A 16,037-nucleotide genomic window follows, 5' to 3' on the forward strand; every position below is an offset into this window, starting at 1 on the left:
CAAGCCCCCATGGGTGAGGGCGCTTTGCTTGCGAAGCACTGCTTCGCAAGCGCCCGAACGCACAGCCGCCAGCGGCTGGGCCGGACTGGGGGTTTACGGCGTCCCCGCAAACCCACAGTGCCCCGCCATCCCACGGAATGCCGCATTTGACGTTGACCTTGCTTCGGCAGGTGCAGGGCGCAGCCCTGCCGATACCCTCACTGTGCTGGGCAGTAGGCCTTGATGGCCGCGTCGGCCAGCCCCTTCTGCGCCGTGCGCTGCTCCGGGGTCAGCGCGGTATCGGGCTTGCCGTCGCCATTGGTGTCCTGCATCACCTGGCCGGACCCTTCCAGCAGGGCCAGGTTGGCGCGGGCGGTGCTGCACTGCTCCGGCACCGGCGCGGCTGGGGTCTCGGTACCGGCCGTGGCCTGTGGGCTGCGGGCCTGCTCGCGGGTCTCGAATTTCTTGCCCGCGGGCGGGGTCTCCGAGTACTGGGTCACGCCATTGGCGTCCTTCCACTTGTAGACCGGACCGGCCACGGCGTGGGCACTGGCCAACAGCAGCAGGCATCCAAGGCAGGACAGGGCACGCATGGCAGACTCCGCAGAATGGGCGTAGAACGCCGATTGCAGCATTGGCACCGAGCACTGGCAAGTCGATTAAACTGGATTCCATGGACCCGATCACACCGCCGCCGCGTTCGCGCACGATTTACCTGCTGCCCAACCTGTTCACCACCGCCGGGCTGTTCGCTGGCTTCTACGCGATCATCGCCGCGGCCAACGGGGATTTCGTCAACGCCAGCATTGCCGTGTTCGTGGCGGCGGTGATGGATGGCCTGGACGGGCGCGTGGCGCGCCTGACCGGCACCAGCAGCGAGTTCGGCGTGCAGTACGACTCACTGGCCGACCTGGTCAGCTTCGGCATGGCCCCGGCGCTGGTGATGTACCACTGGTCGCTGTCGTGGCTGAAGTTCGATGACCCGCTGCTCGGCCGCGTCGGCTGGGCCGTGGCCTTCCTGTATGCCGCCTGCGCGGCGCTGCGCCTGGCCCGCTTCAACACCCAGGTGGCGGTGGTCGACAAGCGCTGGTTCGTCGGCCTGGCCAGCCCGGCTGCGGCCGGCCTGATGATGTCCTTCGTCTGGGCCTTCGCCGATGGCAACCTGGGCTGGGACGGCAACCAGCTGCGCTATGTGGCGCTGGCCGTGACGATCATCGCGGCGCTGTTGATGGTCAGCCGCATCCGTTTCTGGAGCTTCAAGGGCGGTGCCGCCAAGGGCACCCGCTCCGATCGCGTCCCGTTCCTGGTGCTGGCGTTGGTGCCGGTGGCCATTGCGATCGCGGTCATCGATCTGCCGCGCGTGCTGTTCGCGGTAGGCATCCTGTACGCCTTGTCCGGCCCGGTGATGTGGGCCGTGCAGCGCCTGCGCAAGAAGCCCGAGGCGGCGTGAGCCAGGACCTGCCCGTGCTGTGGTCTCCGGCCCAGCAGGCCTGGCTGCAGGCCATGGGCTACACCGTCTACCACGACGGCCAGCTGGCCGCCGAGCTGGATGCCGCGCTGCAGCTGAGCGTGGCCGAAGCCGAGGCGGCCGCCGTGCCGCCGACGCAGCCGGCACGGGCAAGCGCGGCATCTTCGTCGGGCGAACGCCGCGCCGAGGCTCTGCCGTCGCCCGGTCTGCAACGCCCGGCGCCGCCCCGCCGCGAAACCCCGGTCAACGCACCCGATACCGCGCCGGCATCGGCGCGTCCGCTGCCGGCCGGCAATGCCCGGCAGCCCGTGGTGCGCCTGCCGGATCGCCTGCAGATCGCGCTGCTGCGTGCGTCCGGCTGCAATCCCAATGATCCGGCGACGCAGGCGCTGATGGACAGTTGGCCCCTGGACCAGCTGCGCCACGACCCGGCCGCCAAGCGCGCGCTGTGGCCGCAGCTGCGTGCGCTGCGCAAGCGGGGCGCGCCATGAGTGCGGTCAGCCAGCCCGGCCCGGTCAGCCTGCGCGCGTTGCGCGAGAGCGATCTCAATGCGGTGATGGCGATTGAAGTGCGCGGCTATCCGTTTCCATGGACCCGCGGCATCTTCGTTGACTGCCTGCGCGCGGGTTACCCGGGCCTGGCGATGGAGCGCGATGGCCTGCTGATCGGCTACGGCGTGCTCAGCATCGCCGCCGATGAGGCGCATGTCCTGAACGTCTGCATCGATCCGTCGACGCAGTCGCGGGGGCTCGGCCGCCAGTTGCTGCGTGCGCTGGTGCAGCTGGCCGGAGACCGCGGCGCGCAGCGCGTGTTCCTGGAAGTGCGGCCGTCCAATGCGCCCGCGCTGGCGCTGTACCACAGCGAAGGCTTCAACGAGATCGGCCGTCGCCCGCGCTACTACCCCGCCGCGCAGGGCCGCGAAGACGCGCTGGTGATGGCGATCGAACTGGTCGACGGCGACCTGCAGGTAATGCCGCCGCTGTAGCGCAGAAGGGTTGCCGGCCAGCGGCCGGCACTACCGATGGGTCTCCGCTGTGATCGACACATCGCCTGCCGTGGTAGGTGCCAACCTTGGTTGGCACGCTTTCCTCACGCCATCCGCAGTGCAAGCACGCCGCCCACGATGAGCGACGCGGCCAGCCAGCGCACCCGCGGCACGCGTTCGCGCAGTACGAATACCGAGATCAGCAGCGCGAACAGGATCGAGGATTCGCGCAGCGCCGAAACCATCGCCACCGGCGCCTGGGTCATCGCCCACAGCGCCATCGCATACGCGGCGGTGGTGCCGACGCCGCCCGCCATGCCCAGCGGCCAGTGCTGGCGCGCATAGGCCAGCACCGCGTTGCGCCGTGTGTACAGCGCCCACAGCGGCAATGGGATGCCCGACAGCAGGAACAACCACAAGGTATAGCTGAGCGCGCTGCCGGACTGGCGCGCACCCTGCGCATCGACCAGGGTGTAAGTGGCGATCATTGCGGCAGTCAGCAGCGGCAACCGAAGTTGGCCGCCTCGTGCACCCAGTGCCATGCACAGGATGCCGGTGCTGACCAGCACCACGCCGAGCCAGCCCGCAGGTGGCAGCCGTTCACCCAGCAGGGTGCCGGCCAGTGCGACCAGGATCGGCGCACTGCCACGCATCAGCGGATAGGCCAGGCTCATGTCGACCTGCTGATAACAGCGTGCGACCAGGCCGTAGTAGGTCACCTGCAGCAGCACCGACGCGGCCAGCCACGGCCAGCTGTCCGCCGCAGGGACGGGCAGGAAGGGCAGGGCGGCAGCCGACAGCAGTGCAGCGCTGCCGGTGACCAGCACGGTGCCGAGGAACTTGTCCGGCCCGCGCTTGACGATCGCATTCCAGCTGGCATGCAGTGCTGCGGCAGCGAGGACGAGCAGGAAGATGGAAAGCGGCATCCGCCGATGATGCCATGCGGGGCAAATGGAAACGCCGGGCATCGCCCGGCGTTTCCGATTCCACTTCGGTGGGTGCCAACCTTTCCCGCCGTGGTAGGTGCCAACCTTGGTTGGCACGCACCAGAGCGCAGCGGTTACAGCTTCGCGCGCTGTTCCTGCAGGCCGGCCAGCTGGGTGTTCCAGTCGACCAGGCGCACGCGCTCCTGCTCGACCACGGCCGGCGGCACCTTGTCGGTGAACTTGGCCAGCTTGGCCTCGCTCTTTTCCTTCTCGCTTTCCACGCGCTTGATCTCCTTGTCCAGGCGCGTGCGCTCGGCATCCAGATCAACCAGGCCTTCCAGCGGCACCAGCAGCTTCAGCTCGCCGACGATCGCGGCGGCGGCAGCCGGTGCGCCTTCGCCTTCGGCCAGCCACTGGATGCTGCCCAGCTTCAGCAGGAACGACAGCGAGGCACTGAAGCGTTCGATGCGCACGCGGTCCTGCTCCAGCCCGGCCTGCAGGCGCAGCGGCACCAGCTTGGACGGCGCGACATTCAGTTCACTGCGCACGCGACGCACCGCACTGATCACCGCCTTCAGCCATTCCACGTCGGCCTCGGCCTGGGCGAAATCGCCTTCGAACTCGGCCGCGGTCGGGTACGGGCGCAGCGACAGCGTGGTCTCGGCCAGGCCCAGGCGCGGGGCCAGCTGCTGCCACAGCTGTTCGGTGATGAACGGGGTCAGCGGGTGCAGCAGGCGCAGCAGCGCTTCCAGCACGTACAGCAGGGTGTGGCGGGTGCTCTCGGCGTCGGCGGCGTCACCACCGTTCAGTGCCGGCTTGCTCAGTTCCAGGAACCAGTCGCAGAACGCGTTCCAGGCGAACTCGTACAGGCACTGTGCCAGCAGGTCGAAGCGGTAGGCGGCGAAATGGCCCTGCGCTTCGGCGGTGGTGGCGGCCAGGCGCGCCAGGATCCAGCGCTCGGCATCGGTGCGCGGCCTGGGCACACCGCTGAACGCCGCGCCCTCGGTGTTCATCAGCGCGAAGCGGCTGGCGTTCCACAGCTTGTTGCAGAAGTTCTTGTAGCCCTCGGCGCGGTTCATGTCGAACTTGATGTCGCGGCCGTGGGTGGCCAGCGCGGCGATGGTGAAGCGCAGCGCGTCGGCACCATGGGCGGCGATGCCGTCCGGGAATTCCTTGCGGGTGGCCTTCTCGATCTTCTCCACCATCTTCGGCTGCATCAGGCCGCCGGTACGCTTGGCGACCAGGTCGTCGATGGTGATGCCGTCGATGATGTCCAGCGGATCGAGCACGTTGCCCTTGCTCTTGGACATCTTCTGGCCCTGGCCGTCGCGGATCAGGCCGGTGAAGTAGACGTCCTTGAACGGGATCTTCCCGACCAGGTTGTCGGTGGCCATGATCATGCGCGCCACCCAGAAGAAGATGATGTCGAAACCGGTGATCAGCACCGACGACGGCAGGTAGCGGTCGAAGCCACGCTCGGCCATGGCCTGCTCGTTCGGCCAGCCCAGGGTGGAGAACGGCCACAGCTGCGAGGAGAACCAGGTCTCCAGCACGTCGCTTTCCTGGTTCAGCACCACATCGCTGCCGAGGTTGTGCTTCGCGCGCACTTCTTCTTCGCTGCGGCCGACGTAGCAGCTGCCGGTGGCGGCATCGAACCAGGCCGGAATGCGGTGGCCCCACCACAGCTGGCGGCTGATGCACCAGTCCTGGATGTTGTTCATCCAGTGGCGGTAGGTGTTGATCCAGTTCGGCGGCACGAAGGAAATGCTTCCGTCCTCGACCAGTTCCAGGCCACGCTTGGCCAGGTCGTCCATCTTCACGAACCACTGGTCAGTCAGGTACGGCTCAATCACCTGGCCGGTACGGTCGCCGCGCGGCACCTGCAGCTTGTGCGCCCTGGTCTCGACCAGGATGCCAAGGTCTTCCAGTTCGGCCAGCACGGCCTTGCGCGCTTCGTAGCGGTCCAGGCCCTGGAAGCGTTCCGGCGCATTCTCATTCAGCGCCGCCACCGGGGTGAACAGGTTGATCATCGGCAGGCTGTGGCGCACGCCGACGTCGTAATCGTTGAAGTCGTGCGCCGGGGTGACCTTGACCACGCCGGTGCCGAACGCACGGTCGACGTAGTCGTCGGCGATCACCGGCACGCGGCGGCCGGTCAGCGGCAGCACCACGCTCTTGCCGATCAGGTGCGCATAGCGCTCGTCTTCCGGGTGCACCATCACCGCGGTATCACCCAGCAGGGTTTCCGGGCGCGTGGTGGCGACCACCAGGTAATCGCGGGTCTCGCGCAGGGTTTCCACGCCGTCGGCATCGCGCTCGACGTGCTCGTAGCTCAGGCCTTCATCCAGCGTGTAGGCGATCGACCACAGGAAGCCGTCTTCCTCGGCGCTCTCCACTTCCAGGTCGGAAATGGCGGTCTTCAGCACCGGGTCCCAGTTGACCAGGCGCTGGCCACGGTAGATCAGGCCCTGCTCGTACCAGCGCACGAAGGCTTCGTTGACCGCGGCTGACGGCTGCGGGTCCATGGTGAAGGTGCTGCGCGACCAGTCGGCGGAGGTGCCGAGCCGGCGCATCTGGCGCTCGATGGTGTCGCCGGACTGCTGCTTCCACTCCCAGACCTTGCCGATGAAGCCTTCGCGGCCCAGCGAATCGCGGGTCTCGCCCTTGCCTTCCAGCGCCAGGTTGCGGCTGACCACCATTTCGGTGGCGATGCCGGCATGGTCGGTACCGACCTGCCACAGCGTGTCGTAGCCGCGCATGCGGTGGTAGCGCACCAGCGCGTCCATCAGGGTCTGCTGGAAGGCATGGCCCATGTGCAGGGTGCCGGTCACGTTCGGCGGCGGCAGCAGGATGGTGTACGGCTCGCCCGTGCCGGACGGCTTGAAGTGGCCGGCCTTCTCCCAGGCCTCGTAGAGGTCGGTCTCGAAGGACTTCGGGTCGTAGCTGGAGGCGAGTTGGGTCATGCGGGGGAACCAGGAGGCAATCGTTGAAGGATCAGGGCACGGCGGCGGCCCATCAAGGGGGCCGGCGCGTGCTTACATGTCGTGCTTGTTCAGGTCGTAACCGGCGGCCTTGTACTGGCGCCAGCGTTCGCGCAGCGGTTCGCGCGCTTCCGGGTCGGCCGGGACCACCTCCAGCACGCGCTCGCACTGGCCCAGCCAGGGATCGTCGCGCAGGTTGATCACCAGCGGGCGGGCCGGGGCCTCGGTGCCGGGCACCGCGATCAGCACCAGCGCTTCTTCCTCGTCCATGTCCTCGCCGGCGATCTGGTGCGGGATGTAGGCGTCGTCATCGAACGCCCACAGCAGTTCGTCCAGTTCCTCGGCCTGGGCCTGGTCACGGGCCAGCACCAGGGTGAACAACCCGGCGTCGTTGGCCTTGCGCGCCAGCTCGCAGACCAGGCGCAGCGGCTCGGTCAGGAAGCGGGGCTTGGCGATCAGGTAGAAGTCGGCGCGGGGCATGGCAGGGTCCGGGTCAGGCAGGGGCCCGGCGTTGCCGGGCGAGGCCCTGGCCGGCGGTGGCCGGCCAGGGTCGGGTACGGCATCAGGCGCGGGCGACCTGGTCCAGCAGCCACTGGCTCAGCAGGCCGACCGGGCGGCCGGTGGCCATGCCACGCTTGCCTTCATCGCTGGCCACGCCGGCGATGTCCAGGTGTGCCCAGCGCTGGCCTTCGGCGAAGCGCGACAGGAAGCAGCCGGCGGTGATCGCACCGGCCCAGCGGCCGCCGATGTTGTAGACGTCGGCGAAGGTCGAATCCAGCATCGGCTGGTACTCGTCCCACAGCGGCAGGCGCCAGGCGCGGTCGAACACGTGTTCGCCGGCGGCCAGCAGCTCGTTGGCCAGGTCGTCGTGCTTGCTCATCAGGCCAGCGGTCTGATGGCCCAGGGCGACCATGCAGGCACCGGTCAGGGTGGCGACGTCGACCAGCGCGGCCGGCTCGAATCGCTGCGCATAGGTCAGTGCGTCACACAGGATCAGGCGGCCTTCGGCGTCGGTATTGCCGACTTCGATGGTCTTGCCCGACATCGAGGTGATCACGTCGGACGGACGGTAGGCGTTGCCGTCGATGGCGTTTTCCACTGCCGGGACCACCACCACCAGGTTCAGCGGCAGCTTGGCCTTGACCGCGGCGACGAAGGTGCCGATGACGTTGGCGCCACCGCACATGTCGTACTTCATCTCCTCGATGCCGCCCTGGGTCTTCAGGTTGACGCCACCGGTATCGAAGGTGATGCCCTTGCCGACCAGCACGTAGGGCTTGGCGTCGCCGGCACCGGTCCACTTCAGCACGATCAGGCGCGGGCGGTTGGCCGAACCACGGGCCACGGCCAGCAGCGAGCCCATGCCCAGCGCTTCCATCTGGGTTTCATCCAGGATCTCGGCCTCGGCGCCGTCGTGCTCGCCGGCAAACTTCACGCCCACTTCGGCCAGGTAGGCCGGGGTGCAGTAGTTCGGCGGCAGGTTGCCCAGTTCGCGGGCGAACTCGACACCGGCGGCAATGGCCTGGCCCTGGGCCAGGGCCTGGGCGTCGTCACCGGCAATGGCCAGCTGCGCCAGGCCGGCATCGTCGGCCTTCTTCTTGCCCAGGGTGGCGGTGTAGCGGTAAGCAGCGTGATCGGCGGCGATCACGGCCTGGCGGATCGCCCAGGCGGCGTCGCGGTCCTTCACCGCCACTTCGGACAGGGTGAACAGTGCACTGCGGGTGGCACCGGCCTTCAGCGCGCGCACGGCATCGCCGATGGCCTTCAGGTACTGGGGCACGCCGAAGCGGGCGGCCTCACCGAGGCCGACCACCAGCACGCGCGGGGCCGACACCCCCGGCAGGTCGTGCAGCAGGGTGGTGGCGCCGGTCTTGCCGGACAGGTCGCCGCGCTGGGCCAGGGCGGCCAGGCGACCGCCGCTGGCGGCGTCCAGTGCCTTTGCGGCGGGAGTCAGGGTATGGTCGGCATACGCGCCGACCACCAGGCAATCAACGGTGGCGGCGGCCGGAGCAACGTGGTTCAGGGTGAATTCGAGGGCCATTGAGCAGATTCCATTGGCAAGTCCGTACAATCGCGGACCGTTTACGCCCAGACAGTAGACTGGGCGGCACCGCGAACGAACCCCAGAGTTTAAACCACCGCCCCATGTTGAAGCTCGACCGATACCTGCTGGGCGATTTCGTCCAGAGTTTCCTCGCTACCCTGATCGTCCTGCTCGTGGTCAGCGTGGGCGGCGTCCTGGTGGACATCCTCGGCAACATTGCCGACGGACGCCTGCCGGCCAAGCTGCTGTTCTCCCAGCTGGGCCTGCAGTTCATCGCCTACCTGCCGCTGATCCTGCCGCTGGCACTGATGCTGGGCCTGCTGCTGGCCATCGCCCGCCTGTACCGCGACTCGGAAATGGCGGTGATCACCGCCATTGGCGTCGGCCCCAAGCGCCTGCTGCGGCCGCTGCTGATGCTGGTGGTGCCGGTGGTGCTGGTGGTCGGTGCCTGCTCGCTGTGGCTGGGCCCGTGGGCCGGCCGGGTGGCCGAGCAGATGATCATTGAGGCCAACCGCAGCGTGCTGATGGCCGGCCTGGAGCCGGGCCGGTTCACCCCGCTGCCCAATGGCGGCGTGGTCTACCTGTCGTCGATCTCGCCCGACGGCACCCAGCTGGGCAAGGTGTTCATGCAGCGGCAGAAGGATGACCGCATCGAGGTGGTGTCCGCCGCAGGTGGCCGGATGTTCTTTGAAGGCGCCCGCCAGCGCTTCCTCGAGCTGGACGATGGGCACCAGGTGGAAGGGCCGGCCGCAGGCGGGCTGGATTACCGCCTGGCGACCTTCGCCCGCAACGACGTTGCCCTGCCTGATGGCGCGCAGACCCGGACCGAGGATGATCCGGAACTGATGCCGACCCTGCAGCTGATCGGCGATGGGCGCCCGCAGGCGCAGGCCCAGCTGCACCGCCGCCTGGCGCCACCGCTGATCGCACTGGCTTTTGCCCTGCTGACCGTACCGCTGGGCCGCAGCTCGCCGCGCCAGCAGCGCTACGGGCGGATGATGCTGGCCCTGATGGCCTACATGGTGGGGACCAACCTGATGTTCATCGGCAGTGGCTGGATCGCCACCGGCAAGATACCGGCCGCGATCGGCCTGTGGTGGTTGACCCTGCCGCTGCTGGCGCTGTCGATCTGGATGTATGCACGTGATGGCCGCCTGGGCCGACCGAAGGGAGCCCGCGCATGAGGCTGCGCCCGATGCGTTTCGACCTGTACCTGGGCCGGACGGTGTTCACCACGGTGCTGCTGACCTGGGCGGTGCTGGTGGGCCTGGACGTGGTGATGGCCTTCTCCGGCGAGTTCAAGGACATCGGCAAGAATGGCTACACGCTGGGGCACGCGGCGGCCTGGGTGCTGTACACCGTGCCGCGCCGGGCCTACACGATGTTCCCCACGGCTGCGGTGATCGGCGCGCTGATGGGATTGGGCCAGCTGGCCGCGACCTCGGAACTGACCGCGCTGCGCGCGCTGGGCCTGTCGCGCAGGCGATTGAGCGTTTCGGTGGCGATCGCGCTGTCATTGCTGACTGCCGTGATGGTGTTCAGCGCCGAGACGCTGGGACCGTGGGGCCAGGACCGCGCCGATGCGCTGAAGGCCAGCGCCAAGTGGGGCCGGGACATCGCCACCACCCGCTACGCAGGCCTGTGGGCACGTGAGGGCGACACCTTCCTCAGCGCTGCCGGCGGCGAGGAACAGCTGGTCGGCGACAAAGGTACGCGGTTGATCCTGCGTGAGGTGCGCCTGTATCGCATCGCCGAAGACGGACAGATCGCCTCGATCACCCATGCTGCCACTGCCGAGCATGACCGCGACGGCTGGGTGCTGACCGGCGTGCGCCGCGATACGTTCGGCGAGCGCTCGGCCACACGCCAGGAAGTGGCACGGGAGCCGTGGAATTCCCGCCTGGATGCCGGCGCGCTGGCCGCGGGGATCGCCAAGCCGCGCAACCTGAGGATCACCGAGTTGCGGGCCAGCATCGAATACCGCGAGCGCAACGGCCTGGATGCCCGTGATTTCGAGGATATCTACTGGAGCCGCTGGTTCTACCCGTTGAACGTGCTGGCGCTGTGCCTGGCCGCGGTGCCGTTCGCGTTCGGTTCGCTGCGCAGCGGCGGCATGGGCAAGCGCCTGTTCCTGGGCATCCTGTTCGCACTGGGCTTCTGGCTGCTGCAGCTGTTCTTCGGCCGCATGGCCGGCGCGCTGAAGTTCGATTACCGCATTGCCTATGCGTTGCCGCCGATCGTGATGCTGGCGGTGTCCGGATTGCTGTTCCGACGCAAGTCGGGCTGAGTGCTGCAGCGCCGGGCGTGGCCCGGCTGCCTTCCGCTCTCTGCGCGTGAGTCGAGCATGGCTCGACTCTACACAGAAGGCAGTCGAGCATGGCTCGACGCAACAGAACGCGGGTCAGCGCTTGGGCATCCGCACCAGCCGGGTGCCACTGGCGCGGTCGTGCCAGGTCAGCCGCTGGGGGTCGACCCATGCCCACCAGAAGCCCAGCCCAGCCAGCAGCAGTGACAGCGTGCCCACCGCGAAGCGCAGCCACAGCTGCGCGCGCCGCAGCGGCGTGCCATCGCTCGATTCGAGCTTCAACCGCCATGGCCGCATGCCCAGCGTCTGGCCGCCGCGGCGCCAGCTGGCCGTTGCATACCCGCCCGTCACAGCCCAGCACACCGCCCACAGCAGCCACTGCCAGGCACTGAACGGGGCGATGTTCTCGCGCTGCACGTGGCCGCTGAGGGTGTAGGCCAGGGTGAACAGCGTGCCGGCCAGCATCCACAGTGCCAGCACCGGCAGTGCGTCGTAGACCATGGCCAGCACGCGCCAGACCAGCAGGGCGCGCGGGCGCGGCATTCCAGTAGCGGCCGCAGGGGCCGTGTCGGTGGCGGGGCGGGACATGCGCCGAGCATACGCAATGCTGGCCGCATCCGCTGGCACCCTCGTATCCTTCACCCATGGCCCTTGTTTCCACTCCTGCCGAACGCCGCCAGCTGGTCCAGCAGCTGCCCGAGCTGCGCGGTGACGACAGCGCGCGCATCCAGCGCTTCCTCGATGCCATCTGGGCCGAGAACGGCCTGGCCCGCGCCACCCTCGACAGCTATCGGCGCGATCTGGAAGGGCTGGCGCGCTGGATGGATGGGCGCGACGGTGGCCTGGCCGGCATCGAGCGTCCCGGGCTGTTCGACTACTTGGCCTGGCGCACCCGCCATGGCTGGTCGCCGCGCAGCAATGCGCGCCTGCTGTCGGCGCTGCGTGCGTTCTTCGCCGATGGCGTACGCCGTGGCGAACGCGGTGAAGACCCCAGCGCGTTGCTGGACCCACCGAAACTGCCACGTCTGCTGCCCAAGGCGCTGGCCGAAAGCCAGATCGATGCACTGCTGGCGGCGCCGGACATCGACAGCGCACTGGGCCTGCGCGACCGTGCCATGCTCGAACTGATGTATGCCGCAGGGCTGCGCGTGAGCGAACTGGTGCTGCTGCCCGCCACCGCGGTCAACCTGCGCCAGGGCGTGCTGCGGGTTACCGGCAAGGGCAGCAAGGAACGCCTGGTGCCACTGGGCGAGGAATCGCAGCACTGGCTGGAGCGCTACCTGCAGCAGTCGCGGCCGCAGCTGGTCGGCAAGGGCAGGGTGCACGCCCTGGCCGATGGGCAGACGCCGTTGTTCATCGAGCCGACGCTGCACGCACTGACCCGGCAGGCGTTCTGGCATCTGGTCAAGCGCCACGCCCAGGTCGCGGGGATCGATCCGGCGCGGATCAGTCCGCATGGCCTGCGCCACAGCTTCGCCACCCATCTGCTCAATCGCGGCGCCGACCTGCGCGCGCTGCAGATGCTGCTGGGCCACAGTTCGCTGTCGACCACCCAGATCTACACCCTGGTGGCCCGCGAACACCTGCAGAAACTGCACGCCCGCCATCACCCGCGCGGCTGAGCAGGGGCCTGAATCCCGGCTTCGGGCCGTACGCGGCATCGCGGCCCGCTGCGGGCGGCTGTGTCAGAATCCGGGGTCTTCTTCTGTCGCGGACCGCTCCATGCTTCGATTTGCCATCGCCGCCGTGCTCGGTGCGCTCAGCCTGACCGCCTGCGCACAGCCGGCCCCGCCGGCCGCCAAGGCACCTGCACCTGCCGCTGCTGCGGCCAAGGCCAGCTCGGCCAGCAACGCGTCGGCCGACCAGGCCGTGCGTGCGGCGTTGACCGCGCTCAATCCCGGCTTCCAGGTGGACTACATCGGCGCCGCGCCGTTCCCCGGTTTCCGCGAGGTCGTCGTTTCAGGCCAGCTGCTGTACGTGTCCGATGATGGCCGCTACCTGTTCCAGTCGCAGCCCTACGACACCCGTGCCAAGGGCCCGGCCAACAGCGAAGGCCTGCTCGGCTACCGCCGCGACCTGCTGGCCAAGGCCAACCATGGCGACCGCATCGTGTTTGCCGCGCCGAACGCCAAGTACACCATCAGCGTGTTCACCGATATCGAATGCGGTTACTGCCGCAAGCTGCACCAGGACATTGCCGAACTGAACCGCAACGGCATCAGCGTCGAGTACCTGGCGTTCCCGCGCATGGGCCTGGGCAGCAAGGATTACACCGACATGATCTCGGTCTGGTGTGCGGCCGATCGTCGCCAGGCGCTGACCAATGCCAAGCGCGGTGGCAGCGTGCCTGCCAAGAACTGCACCAACCCGGTGGCCATGCAGTACGCGCTGGGCCAGCAGCTGGGCGTGAACGGCACGCCGGCGATCTTCGCGCCCGATGGCACCCAGCTGGGTGGCTACCTGCCGCCGGCACAGCTGCGCGCAGCGCTGGAAAAGCTGTCGGCCAAGCGCTGACGCGGAACTGTAGCGTCGAGCCATGCTCGACTGCGGTTCCACATGTGACAGCCGAGCATGGCTCGGCGCTACAGATCAGGGGCCGGGGGCGCACAATGCGCCCCCGGCTTTTTCCTTACTTCAGGCCATCACTGACCGCCTTGGTCAGCGTGCCCTGTGCATCGTCACCACTGAACTCCCAGACGAACGCGCCGCCCAGGCCCTGGGTCTTCACGTAACCCATCTTGCGGGTGATGTTGGCCGGGGTGTCGAAGCTCCACAGCGTACTGCCGTTATAGATCCAGGTGGCACCGGCGGTGTTGTCGGTGTAGCCCGGCCACGCCAGGTTCTTCAGCACCTTCCAGTCTTCGATGCCGGCCTCGTAGGTCCCCGGTGCGGCGCCGGTTGCGGTCTGGTACAGGCCGTTGTTGGTGTTGGCCACGCCGGTCCAGCCACGCCCGTAGTAGCCGATGCCCAGGTTGAGCTTGGCGGCAGGCACGCCACGGCTGATGAAGGCCTCGATGGCATCGTTGCTGTTGTACAGCTTCTGGTCGCCGGTGGACGGATCATTCGGCGAATCGAACAGCGCCGACTGGTGATTGGTCTTCGCATCCCACGCGCCGTGGAAGTCGTAGGTCATCACGTTGATGTAGTCCAGGTACGGGTGGTACGCGGCCGGATCGGTGACGCGGATCTTGTCGATGCCCGCACCCACTGCCACCGTCAGCAACAGGCCCGGACGCACCGCATCGAGCTGGCGGCGGAACTCGGCCATCAGTGCGGTGAAGTTGGCGTTGTCTTCCGGCTTGCCGCATTCGATGCCACAGGCCACCGGGTATTCCCAGTCGATGTCGATGCCGTCGAACACGCCCAGTGCGGCACCGGCACCACCGGCACCGTCGGTCACCGGCAGGTTGCCCTTGATGTAGGCATCGATGCACGAGGCGACGAAGGCCTGCCGGTTTTCCGGGCGGGCCGCGCTGGAGAAGCCGCGCGACCAGGTCCAGCCACCCAGCGAGATCAGCACCTTCATGCCCGGATACTTGGCCTTGAGCTGCTTGAGCTGGTTCCAGTTGCCGCGCAGCGGCTGGTCCCAGGTATCGGCGCTGCCGCTGACACTCTCGGCGGCACTGAATGCCTTGGTGTAATCGGCGAAGGCATCGCCACCGGCACCGCTGTTCGGATCCGACGGCTGGGTGATGCCCACTTCGCAGCGGTTGTTGCGCACGTTGCCGAATGCGTAGTTGATGTGGGTCAGGCGCGCGGCCGAGCCACTGCTGTCGATGTTCTTGACCCGGTAGTTGCGGCCGTAGATGCCCCACTGGGTGAAGTAACCGATGACCCGCTTGCCGGTAGTGCCGCCGTCGCCGGCCAGCGTGGTGGCACTGATCTCGGTGCCCTGTGCCGACGCATTGCCGGCGTTGTCGCGGGCACGCACGCGGTAGCGGTAGGTGGTCGATGCGGTCAGCCCGCCATCGACATAGCTGGCGCTGGACGGCGAGCCGACCAGGCTGCCGTTGCGGTACACGTCATAGCCGGCCACGCCGCTGCCGCCGGTGTTGTCGGTGGACGGGCTCCAGCTGAGCGCGATGCTGTTGGCGGTACGGGTGCCGACTGCCAGCCCGCCCGGCACGCTCGGCGCGGTGGTGTCGCCCCCGGCCGCGTTGACGGTGATGGTGATGGTGGGCGTGCTGGTGGTGGCATTGTTGTTGTCGGTGGCCACCGCACGCAGCGTGTGGCTGCCGGCGCTGGCATTGGCCCAGCTGGCCGCATACGGCGCGTTGGTGGCGATGCCCAGCGAGCTGCCGTCGCGGAAGAACTCGACCTTGGCGACGCTGCCGTCCGGATCGCTGGCGTTGGCGGTCACGTTCACCGTGCTGCCGGCGCTGAAGGTGGCACCGTTGGCCGGCGAGGTCAGGCTGACCATCGGCGGCTGGTTGCTGCCACTGCCATCGCAGGCACCCAGGTTGGTGTAGTAGGGCGCGCCGGCCGGATGATCCGGCGGCGCGTTCCAGATGTCCTGGTTCGCCCGATAGAGGACGCCTCCTTTCTGCAGGGTATCGCCGGCCCGGTAGATCTTGGCCTGGTCCCACTGGGCCACCCCGGCACAGCTGGCGGCCTGCGCCAGGCCGGGCAGGGCGACGCTGCCGGCGGCCAGGGCAAGCAGCCAGGCCAGGCGGCGGGGACGACAGCTACGGGTCGAACGTTCGGCACTGCGCACAATCGGGTCGTACATGGGTAAGTCTCCGATCAAAGGGCGCGCGGGCCCCGATGGCGCCGCGCGTGACGCAGGTCCGGGCGTCGCCCGGGAAGGCGACGGAGGGGGCGGACGGAGGTACCTGGGAGGCCGGGGAGAGAGTCCGGCACCAGGTGGGGACAACGTTGTCATCAATCGTGTGGTCAATCCGTGAGCAAGCGCATGGTTCGGGGATTCGGGCGGAAGGCGGCGCTGCGCGCGGTCGGCGGCCATCAGCGGAGCCCCCTCGTGGCTGGGGTGGGTCGCGTAGAGCGGGTTTCTGGGGGTTGGCCGGGTGGGTGGGGTCAGGCGGGGACGCCGTGAACCCCCAGACCGGCCCAGCCGCTGGCGGCTGTGCGTTCGGGCGCTTGCGAAGCAGTGCTTCGCAAGCAAAGCGCCCTCACCCCTGGGGGCTTGGCCGCGGCGTCCATGCCGCGGACACCCCGCCTGCCCCCCCCCACCCGGCCGCTGACAGGTTCCTGCGCGGCCAGCCACGAAAGGCAGAACAAGAAATCAAAAGCAGAAGCCGGTCGCTTCGCTCTTCAATGCCTGATTTCCGATGTTCCCTGGTTGCCGGCCAGCGGCCGGCATTGCCGCAGAGCATCCACGCATGGCGTGGA

The 16,037-nt window shown here is 68.3% G+C and carries 14 protein-coding genes; 7 read left to right on the forward strand and 7 right to left on the reverse strand.

The features are described 5' to 3' along the window. Window positions 1–197: 197 nt before the first annotated feature. Window positions 198–572: a DUF4124 domain-containing protein gene (locus N7590_RS19710; protein WP_164242784.1), complete on the reverse strand. Its 375-nt coding sequence runs from the start codon at window positions 570–572 to the stop codon at window positions 198–200. 80 nt (window positions 573–652) lie between these two features. On the opposite strand from N7590_RS19710, the gene pssA reads away from it, so the two are divergent. The 3 genes from pssA to rimI are packed head-to-tail and all read left to right on the forward strand — an operon-like array spanning window position 653 to window position 2,432. Beyond that, window positions 653–1,429: a CDP-diacylglycerol--serine O-phosphatidyltransferase gene (gene pssA, locus N7590_RS19715; protein ID WP_005415206.1), complete on the forward strand. Its 777-nt coding sequence runs from the start codon at window positions 653–655 to the stop codon at window positions 1,427–1,429. Then, window positions 1,426–1,938, forward strand: coding sequence for a hypothetical protein (locus N7590_RS19720; RefSeq protein WP_053448740.1), 513 nt, complete (start codon window positions 1,426–1,428; stop codon window positions 1,936–1,938). The genes pssA and N7590_RS19720 overlap by 4 nt, the downstream gene beginning before the upstream one ends. Continuing rightward, window positions 1,935–2,432 (forward strand): ribosomal protein S18-alanine N-acetyltransferase, encoded by a 498-nt coding sequence (gene rimI / locus N7590_RS19725; RefSeq protein ID WP_164242785.1) that lies wholly within the window; start codon window positions 1,935–1,937, stop codon window positions 2,430–2,432. The genes N7590_RS19720 and rimI overlap by 4 nt, the downstream gene beginning before the upstream one ends. Before the next feature lie 104 nt (window positions 2,433–2,536). Here the strand turns inward: rimI and N7590_RS19730 are convergent, their stop codons facing one another. The 4 genes from N7590_RS19730 to N7590_RS19745 form a co-directional block, all read right to left on the reverse strand. Further along, window positions 2,537–3,358 (reverse strand): EamA family transporter, encoded by an 822-nt coding sequence (locus N7590_RS19730; protein WP_164242786.1) that lies wholly within the window; start codon window positions 3,356–3,358, stop codon window positions 2,537–2,539. Between the two features lie 134 nt (window positions 3,359–3,492). Next, window positions 3,493–6,321 (reverse strand): valine--tRNA ligase, encoded by a 2,829-nt coding sequence (locus N7590_RS19735; protein ID WP_164242787.1) that lies wholly within the window; start codon window positions 6,319–6,321, stop codon window positions 3,493–3,495. Between the two features lie 72 nt (window positions 6,322–6,393). Further along, the gene (locus N7590_RS19740; RefSeq protein WP_004154132.1) at window positions 6,394–6,819 is read right to left on the reverse strand and encodes a DNA polymerase III subunit chi; all 426 of its coding nucleotides are present in this window, start codon (window positions 6,817–6,819) and stop codon (window positions 6,394–6,396) included. An 82-nt stretch (window positions 6,820–6,901) separates the two neighbouring features. After that, window positions 6,902–8,380 (reverse strand): leucyl aminopeptidase, encoded by a 1,479-nt coding sequence (locus N7590_RS19745; RefSeq protein WP_164242788.1) that lies wholly within the window; start codon window positions 8,378–8,380, stop codon window positions 6,902–6,904. Between the two features lie 104 nt (window positions 8,381–8,484). Between N7590_RS19745 and lptF the strand changes: the two genes are divergently transcribed. Together lptF and lptG are read left to right on the forward strand one after the other, a co-directional pair. Next, window positions 8,485–9,567: an LPS export ABC transporter permease LptF gene (gene lptF / locus N7590_RS19750; protein WP_053508764.1), complete on the forward strand. Its 1,083-nt coding sequence runs from the start codon at window positions 8,485–8,487 to the stop codon at window positions 9,565–9,567. Next, the gene (lptG, locus tag N7590_RS19755; protein ID WP_164242789.1) at window positions 9,564–10,670 is read left to right on the forward strand and encodes an LPS export ABC transporter permease LptG; all 1,107 of its coding nucleotides are present in this window, start codon (window positions 9,564–9,566) and stop codon (window positions 10,668–10,670) included. The genes lptF and lptG overlap by 4 nt, the downstream gene beginning before the upstream one ends. A 114-nt stretch (window positions 10,671–10,784) precedes the next feature. Here the strand turns inward: lptG and N7590_RS19760 are convergent, their stop codons facing one another. Continuing rightward, window positions 10,785–11,276 (reverse strand): RDD family protein, encoded by a 492-nt coding sequence (locus N7590_RS19760; RefSeq protein ID WP_164242790.1) that lies wholly within the window; start codon window positions 11,274–11,276, stop codon window positions 10,785–10,787. A 56-nt stretch (window positions 11,277–11,332) separates the two neighbouring features. Between N7590_RS19760 and xerD the strand changes: the two genes are divergently transcribed. Next, window positions 11,333–12,310, forward strand: a complete 978-nt coding sequence (gene xerD, locus N7590_RS19765) for a site-specific tyrosine recombinase XerD (protein WP_164242791.1) — start codon at window positions 11,333–11,335, stop codon at window positions 12,308–12,310. A 100-nt stretch (window positions 12,311–12,410) separates the two neighbouring features. Continuing rightward, window positions 12,411–13,202 carry a DsbC family protein gene (locus N7590_RS19770; protein WP_053508755.1) on the forward strand — a complete coding sequence of 264 codons (792 nt, stop codon included), beginning with the start codon at window positions 12,411–12,413 and terminating at the stop codon, window positions 13,200–13,202. A 115-nt stretch (window positions 13,203–13,317) separates the two neighbouring features. Here N7590_RS19770 and N7590_RS19775 read toward each other — a convergent pair whose 3' ends face one another. Continuing rightward, window positions 13,318–15,417 (reverse strand): glycosyl hydrolase family 18 protein, encoded by a 2,100-nt coding sequence (locus N7590_RS19775; RefSeq protein WP_164242792.1) that lies wholly within the window; start codon window positions 15,415–15,417, stop codon window positions 13,318–13,320. Between the last annotated feature and the right edge of the window lie 620 nt (window positions 15,418–16,037).

This window comes from Stenotrophomonas sp. GD04024, from assembly GCF_029837545.1.
Lineage (GTDB): Bacteria > Pseudomonadota > Gammaproteobacteria > Xanthomonadales > Xanthomonadaceae > Stenotrophomonas > Stenotrophomonas forensis.

What these genes read in the sequence shown, in the direction of transcription:
- N7590_RS19710 (WP_164242784.1), bottom strand. Translation starts at nt 572, where the DNA reads ATGCGTGCCCTGTCCTGCCTTGGATGCCTGCTGCTGTTGGCCAGTGCC.
- pssA (WP_005415206.1), top strand. Translation starts at nt 653, where the DNA reads ATGGACCCGATCACACCGCCGCCGCGTTCGCGCACGATTTACCTGCTG.
- rimI (WP_164242785.1), top strand. Translation starts at nt 1,935, where the DNA reads ATGAGTGCGGTCAGCCAGCCCGGCCCGGTCAGCCTGCGCGCGTTGCGC.
- N7590_RS19730 (WP_164242786.1), bottom strand. Translation starts at nt 3,358, where the DNA reads ATGCCGCTTTCCATCTTCCTGCTCGTCCTCGCTGCCGCAGCACTGCAT.
- N7590_RS19735 (WP_164242787.1), bottom strand. Translation starts at nt 6,321, where the DNA reads ATGACCCAACTCGCCTCCAGCTACGACCCGAAGTCCTTCGAGACCGAC.
- N7590_RS19740 (WP_004154132.1), bottom strand. Translation starts at nt 6,819, where the DNA reads ATGCCCCGCGCCGACTTCTACCTGATCGCCAAGCCCCGCTTCCTGACC.
- N7590_RS19745 (WP_164242788.1), bottom strand. Translation starts at nt 8,380, where the DNA reads ATGGCCCTCGAATTCACCCTGAACCACGTTGCTCCGGCCGCCGCCACC.
- lptF (WP_053508764.1), top strand. Translation starts at nt 8,485, where the DNA reads ATGTTGAAGCTCGACCGATACCTGCTGGGCGATTTCGTCCAGAGTTTC.
- lptG (WP_164242789.1), top strand. Translation starts at nt 9,564, where the DNA reads ATGAGGCTGCGCCCGATGCGTTTCGACCTGTACCTGGGCCGGACGGTG.
- N7590_RS19760 (WP_164242790.1), bottom strand. Translation starts at nt 11,276, where the DNA reads ATGTCCCGCCCCGCCACCGACACGGCCCCTGCGGCCGCTACTGGAATG.
- xerD (WP_164242791.1), top strand. Translation starts at nt 11,333, where the DNA reads ATGGCCCTTGTTTCCACTCCTGCCGAACGCCGCCAGCTGGTCCAGCAG.
- N7590_RS19770 (WP_053508755.1), top strand. Translation starts at nt 12,411, where the DNA reads ATGCTTCGATTTGCCATCGCCGCCGTGCTCGGTGCGCTCAGCCTGACC.
- N7590_RS19775 (WP_164242792.1), bottom strand. Translation starts at nt 15,417, where the DNA reads ATGTACGACCCGATTGTGCGCAGTGCCGAACGTTCGACCCGTAGCTGT.